The 18,168-nt window shown below is 53.3% G+C and carries 19 protein-coding genes; 5 read left to right on the top strand and 14 right to left on the bottom strand.

Going from position 1 to position 18,168, the window contains the following annotated elements:
* Positions 1-7: 7 nt before the first annotated feature.
* Complete coding sequence (locus tag MTHE_RS00685; RefSeq protein ID WP_175265646.1) at positions 8-466, bottom strand: hypothetical protein; 459 nt, start codon at positions 464-466, stop codon at positions 8-10.
* Positions 467-870: 404 nt separating this feature from the next.
* Here MTHE_RS00685 and MTHE_RS00690 point away from each other — a divergent pair, with 404 nt between their 5' ends.
* The 3 genes from MTHE_RS00690 (at position 871) to MTHE_RS00700 (ending at position 2,826) form a co-directional block, all read left to right on the top strand.
* Entirely contained in the window at positions 871-1,341 is a 471-nt protein-coding gene (locus MTHE_RS00690) for a DUF2240 family protein (protein ID WP_011695331.1), read from the top strand.
* Positions 1,342-1,350: 9 nt separating this feature from the next.
* A complete protein-coding gene (locus MTHE_RS00695; RefSeq protein WP_011695332.1) occupies positions 1,351-2,457 on the top strand; it encodes an NAD(P)/FAD-dependent oxidoreductase in 1,107 nt (368 codons plus the stop codon).
* A 66-nt stretch (positions 2,458-2,523) separates the two neighbouring features.
* Complete coding sequence (locus MTHE_RS00700; RefSeq protein ID WP_011695333.1) at positions 2,524-2,826, top strand: hypothetical protein; 303 nt, start codon at positions 2,524-2,526, stop codon at positions 2,824-2,826.
* Between the two features lie 138 nt (positions 2,827-2,964).
* Here the strand turns inward: MTHE_RS00700 and MTHE_RS00705 are convergent, their stop codons facing one another.
* Complete coding sequence (locus MTHE_RS00705; RefSeq protein WP_011695334.1) at positions 2,965-4,143, bottom strand: KamA family radical SAM protein; 1,179 nt, start codon at positions 4,141-4,143, stop codon at positions 2,965-2,967.
* A 439-nt stretch (positions 4,144-4,582) separates the two neighbouring features.
* Between MTHE_RS00705 and MTHE_RS00710 the strand changes: the two genes are divergently transcribed.
* Positions 4,583-5,515: an SDR family oxidoreductase gene (locus MTHE_RS00710; RefSeq protein ID WP_011695335.1), complete on the top strand. Its 933-nt coding sequence runs from the start codon at positions 4,583-4,585 to the stop codon at positions 5,513-5,515.
* Positions 5,516-5,664: 149 nt separating this feature from the next.
* Here MTHE_RS00710 and MTHE_RS00715 read toward each other — a convergent pair whose 3' ends face one another.
* The 12 genes from MTHE_RS00715 to MTHE_RS00770 form a co-directional block, all read right to left on the bottom strand.
* Positions 5,665-6,033, bottom strand: a complete 369-nt coding sequence (locus MTHE_RS00715; protein WP_011695336.1) for a helix-turn-helix transcriptional regulator — start codon at positions 6,031-6,033, stop codon at positions 5,665-5,667.
* Between the two features lie 19 nt (positions 6,034-6,052).
* Entirely contained in the window at positions 6,053-6,277 is a 225-nt protein-coding gene (locus MTHE_RS00720) for an LSM domain-containing protein (protein WP_011695337.1), read from the bottom strand.
* Positions 6,278-6,343: 66 nt separating this feature from the next.
* Positions 6,344-6,562 carry a NifU family protein gene (locus tag MTHE_RS00725; RefSeq protein ID WP_175265650.1) on the bottom strand — a complete coding sequence of 73 codons (219 nt, stop codon included), beginning with the start codon at positions 6,560-6,562 and terminating at the stop codon, positions 6,344-6,346.
* Between the two features lie 14 nt (positions 6,563-6,576).
* Complete coding sequence (locus MTHE_RS00730; protein WP_175265651.1) at positions 6,577-6,903, bottom strand: MJ1244 family protein; 327 nt, start codon at positions 6,901-6,903, stop codon at positions 6,577-6,579.
* Between the two features lie 460 nt (positions 6,904-7,363).
* Positions 7,364-7,939: a cobalt-precorrin-7 (C(5))-methyltransferase gene (locus tag MTHE_RS00735; RefSeq protein ID WP_175265652.1), complete on the bottom strand. Its 576-nt coding sequence runs from the start codon at positions 7,937-7,939 to the stop codon at positions 7,364-7,366.
* A 104-nt stretch (positions 7,940-8,043) separates the two neighbouring features.
* Positions 8,044-9,042, bottom strand: coding sequence for a cobalt-precorrin-5B (C(1))-methyltransferase (locus tag MTHE_RS00740; RefSeq protein ID WP_175265653.1), 999 nt, complete (start codon positions 9,040-9,042; stop codon positions 8,044-8,046).
* Positions 9,043-9,165: 123 nt separating this feature from the next.
* Positions 9,166-9,795: a precorrin-8X methylmutase gene (locus tag MTHE_RS00745; RefSeq protein ID WP_011695342.1), complete on the bottom strand. Its 630-nt coding sequence runs from the start codon at positions 9,793-9,795 to the stop codon at positions 9,166-9,168.
* Positions 9,796-9,817: 22 nt separating this feature from the next.
* Positions 9,818-11,212 (bottom strand): SAM-dependent methyltransferase, encoded by a 1,395-nt coding sequence (locus tag MTHE_RS00750; RefSeq protein WP_011695343.1) that lies wholly within the window; start codon positions 11,210-11,212, stop codon positions 9,818-9,820.
* Positions 11,196-12,077, bottom strand: coding sequence for a cobalt-precorrin 5A hydrolase (cbiG, locus tag MTHE_RS00755; RefSeq protein ID WP_175265982.1), 882 nt, complete (start codon positions 12,075-12,077; stop codon positions 11,196-11,198). Before cbiG ends, MTHE_RS00750 begins: the two co-directional genes overlap by 17 nt.
* Positions 12,062-12,799, bottom strand: coding sequence for a precorrin-4 C(11)-methyltransferase (gene cobM, locus MTHE_RS00760; protein WP_011695345.1), 738 nt, complete (start codon positions 12,797-12,799; stop codon positions 12,062-12,064). The genes cbiG and cobM overlap by 16 nt, the downstream gene beginning before the upstream one ends.
* Positions 12,800-12,944: 145 nt before the next feature.
* Positions 12,945-13,553, bottom strand: a complete 609-nt coding sequence (locus MTHE_RS00765) for a cobalt-factor II C(20)-methyltransferase (protein ID WP_011695346.1) — start codon at positions 13,551-13,553, stop codon at positions 12,945-12,947.
* Positions 13,554-14,069, bottom strand: coding sequence for a methyltransferase domain-containing protein (locus MTHE_RS00770; RefSeq protein ID WP_011695347.1), 516 nt, complete (start codon positions 14,067-14,069; stop codon positions 13,554-13,556).
* Positions 14,070-14,717: 648 nt separating this feature from the next.
* Between MTHE_RS00770 and MTHE_RS00775 the strand changes: the two genes are divergently transcribed.
* A complete protein-coding gene (locus MTHE_RS00775; protein WP_011695348.1) occupies positions 14,718-18,059 on the top strand; it encodes an S-layer protein domain-containing protein in 3,342 nt (1,113 codons plus the stop codon).
* Positions 18,060-18,168: the final 109 nt, after the last annotated feature.

The raw sequence follows: 18,168 nt of genomic DNA on the forward strand, positions 1-18,168 counted from the left end.
ATCTCCCCTATGTGAAGAAGACTCCTAAAAAGTATTTAAAGACATCCGCACTCGCCAGAACGAGCGCAAGCTTGAGCCGTGTTGTGAGCTTGGTGGCCTCTATCTTCACCTCTCCTCTGTCTTTCGCGTCCTTGAATGCTGCCACAGGGTCGCTAGACGAGGCTACCCTCTGGATCGTGCTCTCCGATGTCTCTATGGTTATCGTCGGATCATCTATTCCGCCGGGGTAAGAAGCCACTATGCGCCCTTTGGATGTTTCCAGTCCGAGCATGTAGAGCGTGCCGTTATTGAGGAGTATGTTGATCTCAACCCTCTCGCTTCCAAGCAGCTCCCTCAGCGCCTGGGGCGCCTGATCGATATTGCTGTTGTACCTATCAATATACATCTGCGGTGAGGTATTCTGAAAAAGCGCATCTGCCGTGCCCAGCACCAGCAGACATGCCAAGAGAAACAGGACGTATCGCATGATATGAACTCTAATTGCTGGAATAAATGCCTTCCGAGCGAGAAGACGCACCCGCTCGATCTTGGAGATACTGCTGGAGTCGTGTGTATGTACACGCACTGTCATGGGATAAGAGAGGACGATTGCCTTTGATCAAATCATCGGGACCCCGTCCCGTGGGCAATAGAAACCCCACTCGGGATAAGAGAGGGCGACTGCCTTTGATCAAATCATCCCCGAATTCATTGTGATGTGAGCACGCCTGATCGCCATGACGTATGCATGAGCGTTGCGAGAGTGTTATATACATGGGAAAGAGTCCATGGAGCTGGTGATCGTAGAAATTCATGCTGTATTATAAATCACCGCTTGAAGCTGTAGATCCTCCACAATCCCGCCCGGGTCGAGGCATCGCTAAAAAGAGGGTGTTTCATTTGGATCAGGAGAAGAGGTACCTTGTGGCCCTGCCGTTCAAGAAGCGTGGGAAGAGCAGCCTGAAGATAAGCGACTTCATATTTGCACTCTCGCTGGACATGAAGTGGGGGCCTCCAGAGAAGGTCAGGGCCCTTCTCATGGAAGCAGAAAATGAGGGGCTGGTTCGCATCGATGGGGACGTGGTGTATTCCAACGCGGATATCGAGATACCCGTTGGATTTAAACCCGCTCCCGTCGAGGGCATATTCGAAAGAGCGGTCAGAATGATATCCTCGAAAACAGGGATGAGCAGGAAGGAGATCATAGCGATGATAAACGAGCGGCAGGACTCGCTCCAGAGGCTGGTGGAGCTGGATGTAGTGGCGCTTCTGGTGGCGAGGGAGCTCGAGATCGATGTCTCTGATATGGCCCGGGAGGCGTACCAGAGCCTGATATCCTCAGCCTCCAGGAAGGCTGCCTAGCTCCTGCATATGTACGACCTGATAGTGATTGGTGGAGGGCCGGCGGGCGCATCTGCTGCTCTTGAAGGCGCCGGGCTCGGCCTGAGTGTACTTCTCATAGAGAAGGAGAAATTCCCGCGCTACAAGCCGTGCGGTGGTGCTCTATCAGAGAAGGCGAGGTCATACCTGAGATTCAGGATTCCAGATGAGGTTATTGATGCAGAGGTCTCCCGGATAAGGATATTTTTCAGGGATCGGTGTGCTGAGATCTCAAGGCCCGAAAGGCTCTCAACACTTGTCACAAGGAGCGTGTTCGATGATATTCTCGTGAGAAGAGCAGCGGACGCTGGAGCAGAGGTTCTCTTTGGCAAAAAGGCCACAGGGATATCAGAAGAAGATGGCTGCGTCCGTATAATGGCAGGGGAGAGTTATAAGGGAAGGCTTCTGGTGCTGGCGGATGGTCACACGGGGATGCTGAGCAGGAAGATATGCCCAGGAGATGGAATGAGGGGGGTGTGTCTTGTCTCAGAAGTAGCGGCCGAAGAGACCAATGACTGCATGGAGATACACTTCGGGGAGGTGGATAGGGGCTACGCCTGGGTGTTCCCACACGGAAGCTACCTCTCCGTCGGCGCTGGCGGTCTTGGATCATCAAACATAAGAGTTATCATGGACAGACTCATGAGGGCAAGGGGATTTCGCGGCAGGATCCATGGCCACACGATCCCTCTCTCGGGACCATCCAGATATCTTGGAGGCAGGAGAACGATGCTATGCGGCGATTCTGCTGGCATGGTGGATCCATTCACAGGAGAGGGAATTGCCTACGCTGTGCGGTCCGGCCAGATCGCCGCGCAGGTCGCCTCTGAACATCTCAGTGATGGATGCGATCTTGTGGAGTATCAACACAGGTGCAAAAGAGAGATCGGAGACGATCTAAGGGCGTCATTCCTTCTGGCCCGTATCATGCACCGCTTTCCAGATCAGCTTTTCAACATGTTCATGGACGACAGATCGCTTCTGGAAAGATACATAGACATACATTCGCACGGGCTTAGCTACAGGAGCTTTTTAAAATGGCTCGCGCCGAGAGCTCCGGCGAAGCTCATGGCATCGAAGATCTCGAAGATGGTTTGAGCACACAGCTCCCGAACGACGCGGTTCCTGAGAAACCTGTACGTGCCCCGAGATGAGCATGGAGCCATGAAATGCCTGAGATGCGGATGCTGCTGCATCCATCTTGACGTCGCCATTCCGAACCCGGATGCGATAAGGCCAGATGGCACTCTCGACAAAACTCACAGGATGCCTGTCATGTTCAAAAGGGCTGGTGAACCATGCCCACATCTCACATTTGCAGATGGAATTGCTGTATGCAGGATACACGAGATGGAATGCTACAGAGGATCTCCGTGCGAGCTCTTCGAGCAGGTTGGTTCTCAGGATGATGTCTGCGTGCTGAATGCGTATTTCAGGTGTATGCGCTTGAGTGAGGATGAGAATTGAGCGTGCTGCCCAATTCCCGGTATCCAGTCCAACGGTTCCGCCCAATCGGAGAGACTGGTGGATGCATATAGTCGGCAGGACAACACCAAAAGCGTTGGAAGATGCCGTTCATTCAGTTCTCGCCCTTGTAGAGACCCTCTAATCCATCGTGGTCGCTGCGTGTAGTTCACCGCCATCGTCTGATTGTGATATGTAAACATCTCCAGCGGCTCTCGTCTCCTCCGCATCCAGACGATGGTGATCTACGGGATCTGAATAGTCATCGAACCAGAAAGCAGCGGGATTCCTTTCGAAGACCATGAACATACCTATATTCTCCGGATCTGCAGCCTGCGCGTACTTCATGTAAACATACCTGTCTGTGAGCCCGACGACCTCGATCTTCCCTGTCGCATGTGACATTACGAACTTGGCTCGCTTGGCCAGACCCGAACACATCGACTTAGCCTTTTCAACGATCGCGTAGCTCGTCTCAACAGGAACCTGGAAATGGTAGTTTCCGATAGACGGCCTGCATTGGAATACATAGTAAGGCGATACACCAATGAAAGAGAGCTTCTTGAAGAGCTGTGCCAGCGTTTCTGGATTGTCGTTCACACCTCTCAGAAGCGGTGTCTGGCTCACGGTTATTGCGCCTGCCTCCTGTAGCTGGCTGACAGCTTTCAGGGTCTCACTCGAGATCTCCTTCGGGTGGTTGAACTGAATCACGAAATATATCCTCCGGTTTTCATGACTGTAGCGCTTCACAATCTCGAGAAGCGACGGATCCTCTGTAATTCTGAATGGATTGTAGACCGGAAGCTTTGTGCCGATGCGTATGATCTGCACGTGGTCGATATCCCGCAGCCTCCTCACGATCTCCTCAAGTCTTTCTGTGGATAGCATGAGGGGATCTCCACCGCTGAGAAGGACGTTTGTTATCTCCCTGTGCTCTCTTATGTAATCCAGCGCTCTGGGAAGATCGATGGCGGTCTCGTGATGGCTGTCTATGAATATCCTCTTCCGGAAGCAGAACCTGCACAGAGATCCACATGCATTGCTGACGAGCATAAGTGCAGTCTGTCTGTACTTGTGCTGAAGCCCAGGCAAAACCGTATATGACCTCTCCCTGGATGGGTCCTTCGTGCCCCAGTTGTACATCTCATTTGCATCTGGAATCACAATTTTTCGGAGGGGATCTTGGGGATCATTCCAGTCTATCAGCGACAGGTAGTAGCTGCTGGCTCTGAATGCGAAGTTCTCCGTTACACTGGATAGGTCCTTTCTCTCATCCTCCTTCAGCTGCATGACATCCATTATGTCTGTCACATATCTCATGTTGCACCTCCTTTTGTTTTTGTACAAAATTTTATTTGTACAAAAAACTGAGTGCTTGGATGTTATATAAAGGCAACGTCAATTCATATTATTAAAAATTCTATAAATTTTGAAGAAAATGCATGAAACTCAGCCTGCTCTCACCTATCTGATAACTACTCCTGAAATCATGCGATGCGCTCCTGGCGAATTAATGCTGATCCGTCCCGGTGATTCTGCAATCTCACAGAGGGGATGTATTGCTGGTTGGCGTTGGCTGGAGTGTCAGAACATCTTTAAGCCCCCATGTCGTGCTTTTCTGGTAAACAGGGTCACAGGTTAGATCTGGGAGGAACACAATAATACGCAAGACAGGTATACGAATGAAGACCGTCAGGCAAAGATAATGTGCTCAAAGGAGCATGTTGCTGTACGACCAGTCTTGCGAGGAAGGATCTCTTTGAGGAACAAGAAAATAGCGGTAACCGGCGGTGCAGGATTCATAGGATCGAACATCGTCCGGGCTCTATGTGATGAGAATGATGTCACTGTCATCGATAATATGAGCACAGGACGGCGCGAGAACCTGCGCGGTTTGGAGGGGCGCATCAGGTTTGTGGAATGTGATATAAATGATATCAAGATGCTGAAAAGAGAGTTCGAGTCTGTGGACTACGTGCTCCATCAGGCCGCCCTTCCATCGGTTCAGCGATCGATAATGGATCCCATGGCGACAAACAGGAGCAACATCGATGGGACGCTCTCTGTGCTCGTTGCGGCAATGGATTGTGGTGTGAAAAGAGTTGTGTTCGCATCATCCTCTGCCGTTTACGGAGATTCTCCGGAGCTCCCGAAGAGGGAGAGTCTGATTCCGAGGCCGATGAGCCCTTATGCTGTGACGAAGCTGGTGGGCGAGCATTACTGCAGGGTATTCTATGAGATATACGGGATCGAGTGCGTCTCCCTGAGATACTTCAACGTCTTCGGCCCCGGCCAGGACCCGGCATCTGAATATGCCGCCGTCATCCCGAAGTTCATTGATGCGGTTCTCTCAGGCAGCCAGCCTGTGGTCTATGGCGATGGCGAGCAGACGAGGGATTTTGTATACGTTGATGATGTCGTGCGGGCGAACATCCTCGCATGCCTGTCTCCCGGGGCGCCAGGTCTTGCGATCAACATCGGCACAGGATATGCCACAAGCCTGAACCGGTTGCTCGATGCAATAGGAAGAGTCCTGAAAAGGTATATCCACCCCATCTACACCGAACCGCGCCCTGGTGATGTGAGGGATTCTGTGGCCGACATCACCCTCGCCAGAGAGGTGCTTGGGTACGCGCCAGAATATGGGCTTGAGGATGGGCTGAATGAGATGCTGAAGTGCCGGCCTGCATGAAACAACAATATGCACCCCAGTGCAACAACCCTGCTGATTCAGCTGGATGGCAGATGATGGGGATGGAGCAATTCAGCATCTCATTCAATCCATCTCTCAGATGATGATACACATGAAGCTCTGGATCGCATGCACCGCTGCGTAAGGGCTCAGAGGCTTGCAGCAGCATGCGGTTTCTCTCCGGAGCTCTTGCTGAACGCCAGTGCGAAGAGCCACTCGCTCAGCTTTGGGCATCGCTCCGGAACGCACTCATCGGTGCATCCCGCGCATGGATCGAAGATATCAGATGCCATGAGCGGGGTGAATCGATCTGTGCACTCCGGCCGCTCGACTGCCCTGAGCCGATACGTCCTGACGCCGTCGGCGAGCTCCTCCTCCCGTGTTATCAGCCCATCCTTGAGCAGCTTTGCGACTATCCGGGAGCATTTTCGCGAGTCAATTCCAAGGGCCTTCCAGAGATCGCTCTGGAGAACTCCATCCGGATTGGACCTGATATACTCCAGTGCTTCCTCTATCATCACACCCTCCTCCCTGAGTCTACTCAGCCGGGCTGATCAGTATTATGTTGTTTCCTCTCAGAATCACAGACCCCAGAGACCTGGTTCTCTCTCCGTTGACGATCTCAACGGTCTCCAGGAGGTGCAGATTGAGATACTCATCCACGCTGTTGAGTATGCCCTCGAGGACATGCCTCTGAGAGCCCTTCATCTCAACCTGTATCTTGGTGCCTATAAGGGACTGGACCTTCTTATTCGGATACACAGATATTACCTCGTAGCAGTTCTAGTTTAGATCAGAATGCTTTAAGCAATTGATGGGGCAGTAGAGCTATACAGACTCTACAGCCTTAACGCCCGATACGTTCTTTTTAAGCTCACGCTCCACGAAGTTCCTGAGAGTCATCTGGGAAAATGGACATCCTGCGCAGCTCCCCGTGAGCTTCACATACACAACACCATCGTTTATATCCACAAGCTCTACATCCCCACCCTCTATTCTCAGCACATTCCTTATGGACTCGAGGGTGGACTCAACCTCTTCCTTCATGCTCTGCATTAAACTTAATCTCCTCTGACCTTTATCGATGTCACCGGTTGTATGATCACTGTGAACCTCTTTCCCTTTAAACCTTGCTCCAGACTCTGAACAAGACGCTCACATCTGTTTGAGCTGACAACGGTATTCACCATAACCCCTGGCTCTGAGAAGTTCCTGATCGCATCAAGCGTCATCTCCGGATCTTCCCTGAGACGAAAATCCTTCCAGACCCCGGGAGACATCCCCTTGTACTCATAGATGTAAAAGCCTGTAATTCCCACTTCTGTGAGGATGTTCATGACCTTGAGGAGATGTTCGTGGTCGATAAAAACCTTCACCATGCTCTTCATATTAAGATTGTTGGAGACGATTGCATAAATAGGTTGTCGTTTGTGCTGCTGTGTTGAACAATGTTTGAGAATCCGATAGCAGAGACTGAATTCATACAAATACCAATTCTGGCAAAAATCGATAGCATTCGACTCCAGAGCTATTAGTTAATCAACACAGCGCACAAACGTGCTGTGTTGAATAATTCGAAGCCTTGTGGCCAATAGCTATCGATTCTTACTAAAGTCTCATGTTATATGAATTAGCTCTCTGCTATCGGATTCTCAAACATTGTTCAACAAGCACGCTTGTGGAATGGACCGCTCCGAATAAAATTGATGGGCTCACACCCATGATTCGACAGACCAACCTGCAGAAAGATGTGAAGTCGATTGCAGCTGGTTGGGGTCGCCAGAAAAATCGCTACTCCGATGGTTCGACCACATTAGCCTACAGCAAATTCGGCACAATACCCTCACATCATCTAAGCTCGCCAATCACCACGCTGAAGAGACCTCTCGCTTCCGGAGGATCCCTGGTCGTGCCAACATTTATCCTCTCCTCCGGATATCCGAGATCTCTGAGAACGACAACATCTCTTTGTATTCCCCTATTCTCCAGATACCTGCAGAGCTCATCCAGATCTGTGGAATCGTCGGCGAGCAGAAACACGCATCTACCGTGCTCCAGCTCAAACGCAACTGCCTCAGGATCCATCTTGCGGCCGTGAAATGTTATCGGTACAACCCTCAAAAGGCTCAGGCCGAGGCGTGCGCATGCGACCTGCATGCTTGATATTCCAGGTATGACATCTCCTCCGAGATATCCGAGGCCGCTCAGCATGGGATCTCCAGTTGAGAGAACAACAGCATCATCCGGCAGGCTCCGCAGCGATCTGTAATCCCTTATAACCCTGACATCACAGCCAGGCGGTATGTGATCCGCTGCCAGGGCTACCGCCCGCTCCGATCCGTAGATCAGCTTCGCTGCTCTTATCGCCTCGATCGCCTCCAGCGTGATCATACCAGGACCTGCTCCAACACCTACGATCTTCATAGCACCTTCTTCATGTGCACATGACGCACGACTTCCTCTCCTGAAGATTGGAGTCTGCGTCCTGCTATTCTTATCACGGACGTGAGTGGCTGATGCCCACCCAATTACCCTGTATCCCTGTAGATACTCCCGTCTCTCTTTATCAGAACTATCCTTGTACCAGGAAACATCTTTTCGAGATGCTCAAGCGCTCTGTCGATCGCCGGGTGATCTGGCTCTTGCTCGATCATCTCAGCCACTGTCGCATAGCCTGTGCCATTGAGCATCTCAGGCTCCGCCCACCTGAGTATCAGCCCGGGAAGGCCGCAGAGCACGGTCTCTCCGGTGCGCATCCTGAGCAGATCGAGCTTAGAGCCAATGAGGACTGCTGTATGCTCCGGAAAGAGCATCCTGCTGTACCTGAGACCTGTTCTTCCGGTTGTGGCCACAACCCTGTCCAGTACATTGAGCGATTCGGATATGCAATCCTCAAGATGCTCATTCCAAGGCTCGACGAATCCCGTTGATCCCAGTATTGATATCCCGCCATCAACTCCAACGCTCGGGTTCAGGGTCTTGAGCGCGATTCTCCTTCCATCAGGAACAGAGAGGTGCACCCGGGCTCCGCCCAGGCCTGTCTCCCTCACACCCTCCTCGATCGCCCTCATTATCTGAGCACGCGCAGATCTGCTTATGGCGGGCTTGCCGATATCGGTGGAGAGCCCACTCCTTCCTATCCTCCCGATGCCATCTCCAGCGATCAGCTCTGAGCGCTCTGATGGAGATGCGCTTGCGACGATCATCATACCATGAGTGATATCGGAGCCGTGATCCCCCGCGTCCTTCCGAGCGGCGCATCTACCACAGGAGGCTTCCACCTTTACCCTGACCGTTATTCCAGATGGGGTCCAGACATCAACCTCCTCCACATCTCCCGCCAGGGATAGCACCGCGCCCTTGCATGCTGCTGATGCTGTAGTCCCCGTTGTCAAACCTCTGCGGAGCACCTGACCGTTCGAGAGGAGAACCCACAGACCGCTCTTTATCTTCTCCTCGATGTCATCCAGAGAAGATCTCCTGAGCCATTCATCTGGAATCCTAAAACCGGTAACGGGATCTATCATAACGCCATCCATCCGCAGAGGTGAGCGCTCAAGCACTGCATCTCAATACACCCGAGGAGCGAGATGCTCCTGGTCGGAGATGCAGAATCCGGAGATCGCAGCGCGCTCAGAACGCCGGTACAACTACCTGATCCCCCGGTGGTACATGTTGATTATCTCGTTCATCGCTGCAACAGCGATAGGCGTTCCGCCTCTTGTGCCCACGTTAGATATAGATGGTACCTCTATCCTTCGCAGCCTCTCCTTGCTCTCAGCCGCTCTCACAAATCCGACAGGAATACCTATGACCAGCGAGGGCATCGCCTCTCTTCTCTCCATTATATCGCAGAGCGCCAGCAAAGCTGTAGGCGCATTACCTATCACGACTACAGCGCCATCGAGCTCATCCTTCGCAGCGATGACACCTGCTGAAGCCCTGGTGACTCCAAGCCTGCTTGCAATCTCCTCGCCCATATCTATCAGCGTTCTTATTCTGGACCTGTGGCCCTTCTTGACAATGCCAGCCTCGACCATCCTGATGTCCACAAATATGTCCGCGGCATCATCGAGCGCCCTGAAGCCGGCCCTCACCGGATCCATAACAAACCTCAGGCTCTCTGCAATGCTCGGGTCGCCGGTTGCCATGACGCACCTCTGCTTTATCTTGTCCTCCAGGGTCTCATCGCCGACGATCCTGGCGATGAGCTCCCTGCTCGCCCTCGAAATCTCGAACGCCTCGGGCGTCATGGCGCCAAGATCTGAGTATCTCTCCATAACACCATCCCGTGCACAACACTCACACACAGTACTTTTTCTCATAGCCCCTGCTCGCCACGATCATCCCATCTCTAATTCTGGACCCCGGCCCTGATACAACCAACGTGTACCTAGATCCATCAAGCCGAAGATCCCCAAGCTCTGATGCCCTGCATACCTCCAGTATCTCGTCTCTCCGTGTCACGTCCCTGGCCACAGCGCAAGGTCTTGAGCCTGGCAGCCAGTCTGAGATGCTTTTTATCGTATATGCACTCGCATTATACAGAAACATGCTGAACCCTGCATCTGCAAGTGCAGACAGTTTTTCTGGTGGAACCGATCCGGATAGCAGCGCGAAATCGTTCGAGATCGGCGCGCCTGCTCTCGCTGCGGCCGCGGAGAACGCGCTCACGCCTGGAAGCATTCCCAGAGATCGCCCCATACCGATGTAGCGCCCGGCCGCGCTGAATATGCTTGGATCGCCACCAACAGTGATGACCGGTAATCCGCCATTCTCCAACTCACACACCGCCCTCTCAAGCCTCTGGACCTGTCTATCCTCGCGACTTCCCGCGCCTGTGAAAACCTCTCCGGCGATGATCTCCTTTATGCACTCAAGATGCATCTCAGCCCCCAGGACGAGTGTCGCGGATCGCACTTTCTCCACAACCTCATGCGTGAGATTCTCGATGCTTCCGGGACCCACCCCGGCTATCGATATCCCTCCATCAGACACATGCCCCTGCTCTCCTCCTATTATCAGGAGTGTGAGCATATCGATCTCTCCGGCATCGTGAAGCATCTCGTCCACAGTGCTTCTCCGTATCGACTCTCCCTTCCGGGAGACGTTCCTCGCGACGACGACCGTGCGCCCGCCTCTTCCTGCGTTTTTCAGGATCTCAAGAGCCTCAGAGAGCTGCCAGTCTCTACGGGAGCTTCTGGGGTTGTACAGGGCGAGCGGCATTCCCATGGACGCTGCGAGCCGGACCCTGCGCCAGATATCCTCCCAGGGAGTGAGAAGATCGCTCAGGCTCACAACAGCCAGAGAGTCTCTGAACACAACCCCTGCTCTGCAGGCTGCAGCTGAAAACGCAGTAACTCCGGGAACGACCTCGATCCTGGAGGGATCGACTGAGGTGAGGGCGATCTCAAGGGCGAGGCTCGCCATGCCGTACACATTAGGATCACCGCTGCTGATCAGCGCCACGGACCCATCATCGAGAAGCTCGACGGCGAGCCTCGCCCGCTCGACCTCTCCTCCCATTCTCCCCGGATATACCCTTTTATCTTTAAGAAGGGGCTGTATGAGATCGAGATACCTGCGGTAGCCAACAACGAAATCCGCATCCTTTATCATCCTCCTGGCGCGGAGTGTCATGGATCCCGGATTTCCAGGGCCGATACCGACGATGCTGAGCCTACTCTCCGAGGGCAACAGTCACCCTCCCGTAAACCTTCTTTGGCAGTATCATCCTCTGCGCCAGTGCCAGGACCGCCGGCTCTGCAACCCCTGAGAGGCCGAGCATGCTCGCCCTCGATGGCGTCAGGGGTTTCTGTGCGTTCAGAGCATCATCTGGGAGGTAAACAACAGATACGCCGAGCTTCGCGGCGGCCCTCGATATCTCCGGATCACAGCTCTTGATTTCAGACGTCGCTATCACCCTCACCTCTGATACATCCCGTCCGGCCTCTGCGGTCGCAGATCTTACCGCGCTCAGTATCTCATCTGCGGTTGCTCCTTTTCTGGCCCCGAGCCCTGCGATCAAGCCGCTGGATTTCAGGACGGCCACATCCTTATCTACGATCACAATCCTGGGGCCCCTGAGCCTCACGATGGGAACATCCTGATACAGAAAGGATGCATTGATATGTTTCGATGCATCTCTGTTCACGATCTCAGAGCCGAACGCGGATGCTATGCCCTCCAGGTTTGGCCTTCCCGATGAATCGGTCGCGGTTGTTATCGCGGGGTATATGCCCAGATGCTTGAAGAGGTAAAGCGCGAGATCATTTGCTCCATGATGGCCTCCAATGACCGGAACCGCTGTTTTGAGGGCTGAGTCCACAGCGACGACTGGCTTGTCCGTCCACTTATCCCTGAGCAGAGGGCATACCTGCCTGACGACTATGCCAACAGCCATCAGGGCGAGGATCATGTCGTATTCCCTGAAGAGCTCCTCCATTATGCCCTTCCTGTATGTGTGAAGATCCGCTCTGTATTTTGAGCACAGGCTGCCTGAGATCCGTTCTCCCTTCTTTATGTCCCTCGGAAAGACGAGAACTGCTACCGACTTCTGTATAGATGAGACCTCCTGAACCCCGCTCTCCTGACCACCCCGCCTATAAGTATAAGGGCGCTTTTATTTATTCCAGCCTCCTCGACCTTCTCCGCTATATCCCCAAGCGTTCCGGTCAGAACCTGCTGGTCGGGCCATGATGCGTGGTAGACCACGGCCACAGGGGTATCCGCTGGAAGTTTCACAGATGAGACGATCTCCCTTATCCGCTCCGCTCCAAGAAACACCGCCATCGTTGATCCGTGCTGCGAGAGCTCTCTGATCTCATCCCTCTCAAGGGTCGCTCCAGAGGGCCTCGTGATTATCAGCGACTCCGAGACGCCCTTGAGCGTGAGTTGTGTTTTCAGGGCAGCAGCCGCTGCGAACAGCGATGAGACTCCGGGGACGACCTCGACCTCAACACCGTTCTCCTCAAGCGGCCTCATCTGCTCCAGGATCGCCCCGTAAAGAGACGGATCCCCGCTGTGGAGCCTGACGACTTTCTTGCTAGCTCTTACACTGCTCAGGATCCTGTCAGTTATCTCCTCAAGAGATAGGTTGCTGCTATCGACAAGCTCCGACCTGAGACCCCTGAGAAGATCTCTGTTGACCAGCGAGCCTGTGTAGATCACGAGATCCGCTTCTTTGAGAAGCCTGTAACCCTTCAGTGTTATCAGATCCGGATCACCCGGGCCCGCGCCCACAAAGTAGACCTTCATGGGGGGCCAGTCATTTTTCTCAGCCATACGATCCCCTCCGCTCTCGTTCATTCGATAACTGCCGTAGGCGTACTGGATCCGTTCCGCACCGGACGAATGAATTTGTGCTTCTGGCAAACTCGCTCTGTGGAATCCAAGCTGCTAACATAAGAGCGATCTCCGTTGATCCGGATCAGCGCACGCGTCTGGCATAAAGCACGCTGAAGTAGCTGCTCCTTTCCGGCATCTTTCCTCTGAGTATTATCTCATCGGGCGTGTACAGCCTGCTTCCCAGGATGAATTCTGTGTATCCTTCTTCATGAAGCTCCGCAGCGATCGATGCTGGCCTTGTAGCCTTGAGCCTGAGAACCGCATCAGGTTCAGAGCCGTCAGAGACCAGAAACGACCTCTCAAAGCCTATGCCGAATCGAGCAGCGGCCGCGGGGATTATGCCTACCCCCGGGACTGTATCGATCTCGATCCCGGGATGCCTCCTCATCAGAACTCTCCTGAGATGTGAGAATGTCGAGAAGGTGTTAACATCGCCGAGACACGCGAACGATGTGAGGCATTTTTCAGCATAACTCGCAACAGTGTCCGCATTTCTCTCCCATATCTCCTCAAGCCTCTCGAGATCATCGGTCATCGGGAAATCCAGGATCTCCGGCTCGCAGTAGGGCCTGGCGAGCTCTGCTGCAAGCTCTCCCGGGGCGAAGACCTTCTCACTCGCCCTCAGCACCTCTATCGCCCGAAGCGTCAGCAGGCCAGGGTCGCCAGGCCCGAGGCTCACACCCACAAGCATTCAATCCCCTCTTCCTACTATCATGAAGATGGGATTCACAGGCTTTAAGGCTATGTCTCCTGCCAGCCTGTATCCTCTGAATATGTTTATCTGAATAACCTCCTCAAGCGTGAAATGATCCTCGACGAGCCTCACGATCTTTGATGTCATGCCTATCCTTGCGACATCGACGACAAGCCTGAAGCCGGGGGCTGCCCTTTCCCTCAGTGACGGAAGAAATCGCTCTATATCCCTTGTGCCGCCGATGAAGCACCTGTCGACATCAGGCAGTCCAGGTATGACATCAACCGCCTCCCCGCAAATGAAATTGCCACCCGGCACCAGGGATCTCGACGCCTCAACGGCTTCATGCCGTCTGTCTATTCCATAAATCCTGTCGGTGTATCGCGATGCTGCAAGCGACACCGCGCCTGAGCCGCAGCCGATATCGAGAAACAGCATGCCCTTTCCGATATCAAGCTTGCCCATCGCTATCTGTATATTCTCAGGCTGGGTTGCTGTGCCCGGAAGCTTCATCCATACTCCAGGTGCCAGGAGAGGATATAAGCTTAATCCACATTTGTTTCAAGAAAACAAATAAATTTTCAGAAGAGTGTGTTGTGGACTCTATATCCTATGGAATCAGAGATTGCGGTTGGTATGAAAATGATTCTCGTAAAGGTCCATTTTCATCCACATGGGTGACCTTGGGTCATGGGTGTTTTTTCAGCTGTATAACCTCCCTATTCGAAGAGTCCCGTTTAGACAGGACGTGTCCGAATAAGGATTAAGCGTATCAGACATCCAAAAGCAGTAATGCCCAAATCTCCGGATTCAGCTCTTATCCGGACAGGTTCGTCCTACATGGCCTGTCCGGATAAGCGAAGAGTATTTGTGGAAGTCGTCTCAAAATTCCCAGGCGTATTGATTTATGTGGATTGTATTTCCGCGCAGGATCAATGCAGATCCGCATCGTTGCTTAAATAGTTTCGAGACGAATTCATGACTAACAAGATCTGTAAGGCACACATTTTTGGATCCTGCCTCTTATTCGGACTGGTCCGTCCTACATGCCACAGAGTATAATAAGCAGTACGAAAAAGATACGCAGAAGCACCGTGTATGAAAACGCATTCGCATAAAATATATATGCGGTAAAGAAATGAATACTTATGGGAGGTGTTCATGTACTGCAAAAGTTTGATTGTCATCGCGCTCATCGTAATATCAGCTGGATTTTTATCGGGAGGTGTGGCGGAGAATGCAGATAATAGGTCGGCTGAGCAGTCAGTAACAAGTGCGGCTGCTCTACAGGATGATTTCTTCTCCACAGACACCTCCTCCAGCGGTATAACTGTGACATTCAAGAGGCTGGGAAATAACACAGCAAAAACCCCGGTCTCTCTGGGATCCAGAAACACCACCGTGAGCACGGTGGATCGTGATGCGGAAAAAAACGCAACATCCGGTGCAAATGCCACGACGGAGGGGAGGCCTGCAGGCGCTTCAGAGAATGTGAGCTCTGCAGTGGAGCAGAACCGCACCGCTCAGAGCGCAGCGCCAAGCATGGCCATAGCTTCTGGCGCAGCTCCTGCATCTAATGTGTCTGCAGTGGCCACCGAGGGGCTCACTGAGGGGAACCTGACATCAAATGCGACGTCTGAGAGCGGCGCATCAAACGCGACTGCCGCTCCGGGCATATCCACAAACCTCACAGCAGTCGTGACCCCAGAGGGTCTCGCTCCCGAGGGGAATCTGACATCAAATGTGACATCAGCAGTTGCAGAGAACGCAAGCCTGGCAGGCAACCAGAGCTCTAACCTGACCGCGGTTCTCGTACCTGCAAACATCTCTGCGGAGAACCTGACCGCGGAGAACGTAACAGAAGAGGAGAATGTAACTGCAGCTGAGAATGTGACCGAGGAAGTCACAGAGGAGGCTCCGGAGGAGGTTGGCGAGGAGGTCGCTGAGGAGGAGTTCACGGACAGGATCTGGAGAGAGGGAATGCCAGAGACATACACATGGACGCCACAGACGTTCTCAGGATTCTTCTATGATCTCGACGATATGGTTGGCACCGAGAAGCTGACCGTCAGCCTGAGTCGCTCAGGCGGCGGCTACAACAGGGCCATCGACACAGGGAATATAAGATACACCAGTGATGTCCAGGACATAAGCTTTGAGTTCGACGACTGGGGGAAGTATCAGGTACTCGGCTTCATGGCGGAGAAGTACTTCGCCGGATATTCTGGAACTGAAGTGGTTGATGATGTGAGCCTGATCAACGAGAACCAGCTCAGGCGCGTGCTGATAGACAGTGATGATGAGAAGACCATAACATCAGGCTCCGTGCTCCCGCTTGAAGAGGGATACGAGCTCAGGATCAAGGAGATAGATATCAACGGCAACAAGGTCCATCTCGCACTCGCAAAAGATGGCGATGAGATCGACAGCAAGGTGATATCTCCTGACGATCTGAAGAGCGCCACGTACATGTACGAAGAGGAGATCGGCGGCAAGGATGTTCCTCTCATAATGGCTCACGTCTCGAATGTCTTCGCGGGCGCGGAGTCGAGTCTGGTCACAATAGACGGACTCTTCCAGATATCAGATACATACGCCTCTGTCGAGGAGGGCGACAAATACGACAAGATGGAGGTGGTGTCGGTCTCTGACTCCGGAATCGAGCTGGAGAATGAGGACTCAGTGACTCTCAGAAAGGGCAGAACGATCCAGCTGATGGGCGGTGTTGGTCTGCAGGTGGCCGACTCTGATGTGCTCAGATTTGCGCCTGTTGTCGAGAGAACCGGATCCTACGAAGTCAGAGGAACTGTGGTAAATCCAAACAAGGTGGATAGCTTCACCTGGACCCCCTACAACTTCGAGGGCTTCTACTACGATATCGACGAGGATATCGGGACGGAGAAGCTTGTCGCGAGGTTCTCTGGAAGCAAGATCGATGATGGTGATCTGAAGTACGAGACCTCTCCGCAGCCTGTGGAGTTCGAGTTCAATGGCTGGGGTAAGTATGATGTCATCGGGTTCATGGCAGACAAGTACTTCGCTGGCTACAACAATGAGACACTGTTCACGGATGAGTTCAGCATCATAAACGATGGCGAGTTGAGAAAAGTCCTGATAGATAGCGATGAGGAGAGCACGATATCATCGGGATCTGTTCTGCCTCTCGAGGACGGCTACGAGCTCCAGATAAAAGAGGTGGATCTCGACGGTAACAAGGTCTGGCTCTCCCTGACGAAGGATGGGGATGAGGTGGACAGCAAGGTCGTCACACCGGTATCAGGAGACCTCGAGGCCTCAACATACACCTACAAGGTGCGTATCGGCTCCGAGGATGTCCCGATAATAGCAGCCCACATAAGCAATGTCTTCCGCGGCAGAGAGGCGGATCTGGCGACAGTCGACGGGATATTCCAGGTCTCGGACACGCCTGAGTCTGTGGAGGAGGGCGACAAGCACGGCAAGATGGAGGTGGAATCGCTCTCCGATGATGGCATAACGATGAAGAACGACGGCTCGATAAGCCTCGGGAGGGGCAAGGATGTTGAGATCATGGGCAACCTGAGGCTCAGGGTAGCCGACAATCCGGAAAGAAACCTCTGCCCGATAGCCCTGCGTGTGGGCAAGACAGAGCCACTCAGGCTCAACCTGACAGAGGCGATCGTTGGTAAGCCAATAATGATACAGGTCACATCCGGCGGGCAGGCTGTGAGCGGAGCAAAGGTGCTTGTTGACGGCAGGGAGATCGGCACGACAGATGCAGGCGGAATGATCAGATACACGCCGGAGAGAGCTGGAAGCGTTCAGGTCCAGGCGAAGCTATCTGGATACGAGGACGCGAGCGGGACGCTCCTGGTGAGAACTGAGGCCGAGTTGAGGAGGATTGTGATAACAGCACCCCCAGAGGTCATGAGGGGCGAGACCTTCGTGGTGACTGTCAGGGGAGGCGCAAATGCCACCCAGGCGATCGCGGGAGCTAATGTGAGCATAGACAACATGCCTGCTGGAGTGACCGACAGCAAGGGATCTGTCTCCGTATCGATAAACGATACTGGGGACCACACGATATCTGTGGAGGCAGCAGGCTACGACAGGGCGACGAAGAGCGTGAAGGTGCTCTCTCCGATCAGCATCGTCGGTATAAACGTCACGGGCGATGCGATCGCTGGTAAGCCGCTGAAGATCGTCGCCGAGGTCCAGAACACAGGAAAGGCGCCCGACTCCAGGCAGTTGCAGCTTCTGGTGAACAAGAACGTCACTGGCAACAAGAGCATCACTGTTGCGCCTGGAGAGACCGAGAAGGTCACATTTGAGTACAGGCCGAAGGAACCTGGCGTATACACCTTCGAGGTGGATGGCATCCAGAAGACTGTATCTGTCGAGGAGGCGAAGGGCGGATGGCTCGTGTGGGCCGTTGCCCTGCTGATAATCCTGCTCGCCGGAATCGGTGTGTATCTCTACAGGACCGGTGAGCTGAAGGAGCTGAAGAAGCGCCTCAAGATGTGAAGCTGCGCCCGCACGGGCGCCTCCACTATTTTTCTCAAAGTTCGATTGTTCGACAGCTCTCGCGTATCTGTATCTATTTGAGAGCCAACTTATCTCAGAAGCGACCCAG

Origin of the sequence: Methanothrix thermoacetophila PT (assembly GCF_000014945.1) — an archaeon.
GTDB classification, from domain to species: domain Archaea; phylum Halobacteriota; class Methanosarcinia; order Methanotrichales; family Methanotrichaceae; genus Methanothrix_B; species Methanothrix_B thermoacetophila.

Coding starts and splice junctions, on each gene's coding strand:
- MTHE_RS00685 (WP_175265646.1), bottom strand. CDS start 466: ATGCGATACGTCCTGTTTCTCTTGGCATGTCTGCTGGTGCTGGGCACG.
- MTHE_RS00695 (WP_011695332.1), top strand. CDS start 1,351: ATGTACGACCTGATAGTGATTGGTGGAGGGCCGGCGGGCGCATCTGCT.
- MTHE_RS00700 (WP_011695333.1), top strand. CDS start 2,524: ATGAAATGCCTGAGATGCGGATGCTGCTGCATCCATCTTGACGTCGCC.
- MTHE_RS00705 (WP_011695334.1), bottom strand. CDS start 4,143: ATGAGATATGTGACAGACATAATGGATGTCATGCAGCTGAAGGAGGAT.
- MTHE_RS00715 (WP_011695336.1), bottom strand. CDS start 6,033: ATGATAGAGGAAGCACTGGAGTATATCAGGTCCAATCCGGATGGAGTT.
- MTHE_RS00725 (WP_175265650.1), bottom strand. CDS start 6,562: ATGAAGGAAGAGGTTGAGTCCACCCTCGAGTCCATAAGGAATGTGCTG.
- MTHE_RS00730 (WP_175265651.1), bottom strand. CDS start 6,903: ATGAAGAGCATGGTGAAGGTTTTTATCGACCACGAACATCTCCTCAAG.
- MTHE_RS00735 (WP_175265652.1), bottom strand. CDS start 7,939: ATGAAGATCGTAGGTGTTGGAGCAGGTCCTGGTATGATCACGCTGGAG.
- MTHE_RS00740 (WP_175265653.1), bottom strand. CDS start 9,042: ATGATAGATCCCGTTACCGGTTTTAGGATTCCAGATGAATGGCTCAGG.
- MTHE_RS00745 (WP_011695342.1), bottom strand. CDS start 9,795: ATGGAGAGATACTCAGATCTTGGCGCCATGACGCCCGAGGCGTTCGAG.
- cobM (WP_011695345.1), bottom strand. CDS start 12,799: ATGGCTGAGAAAAATGACTGGCCCCCCATGAAGGTCTACTTTGTGGGC.
- MTHE_RS00765 (WP_011695346.1), bottom strand. CDS start 13,553: ATGCTTGTGGGTGTGAGCCTCGGGCCTGGCGACCCTGGCCTGCTGACG.
- MTHE_RS00770 (WP_011695347.1), bottom strand. CDS start 14,069: ATGAAGCTTCCGGGCACAGCAACCCAGCCTGAGAATATACAGATAGCG.
- MTHE_RS00775 (WP_011695348.1), top strand. CDS start 14,718: ATGTACTGCAAAAGTTTGATTGTCATCGCGCTCATCGTAATATCAGCT.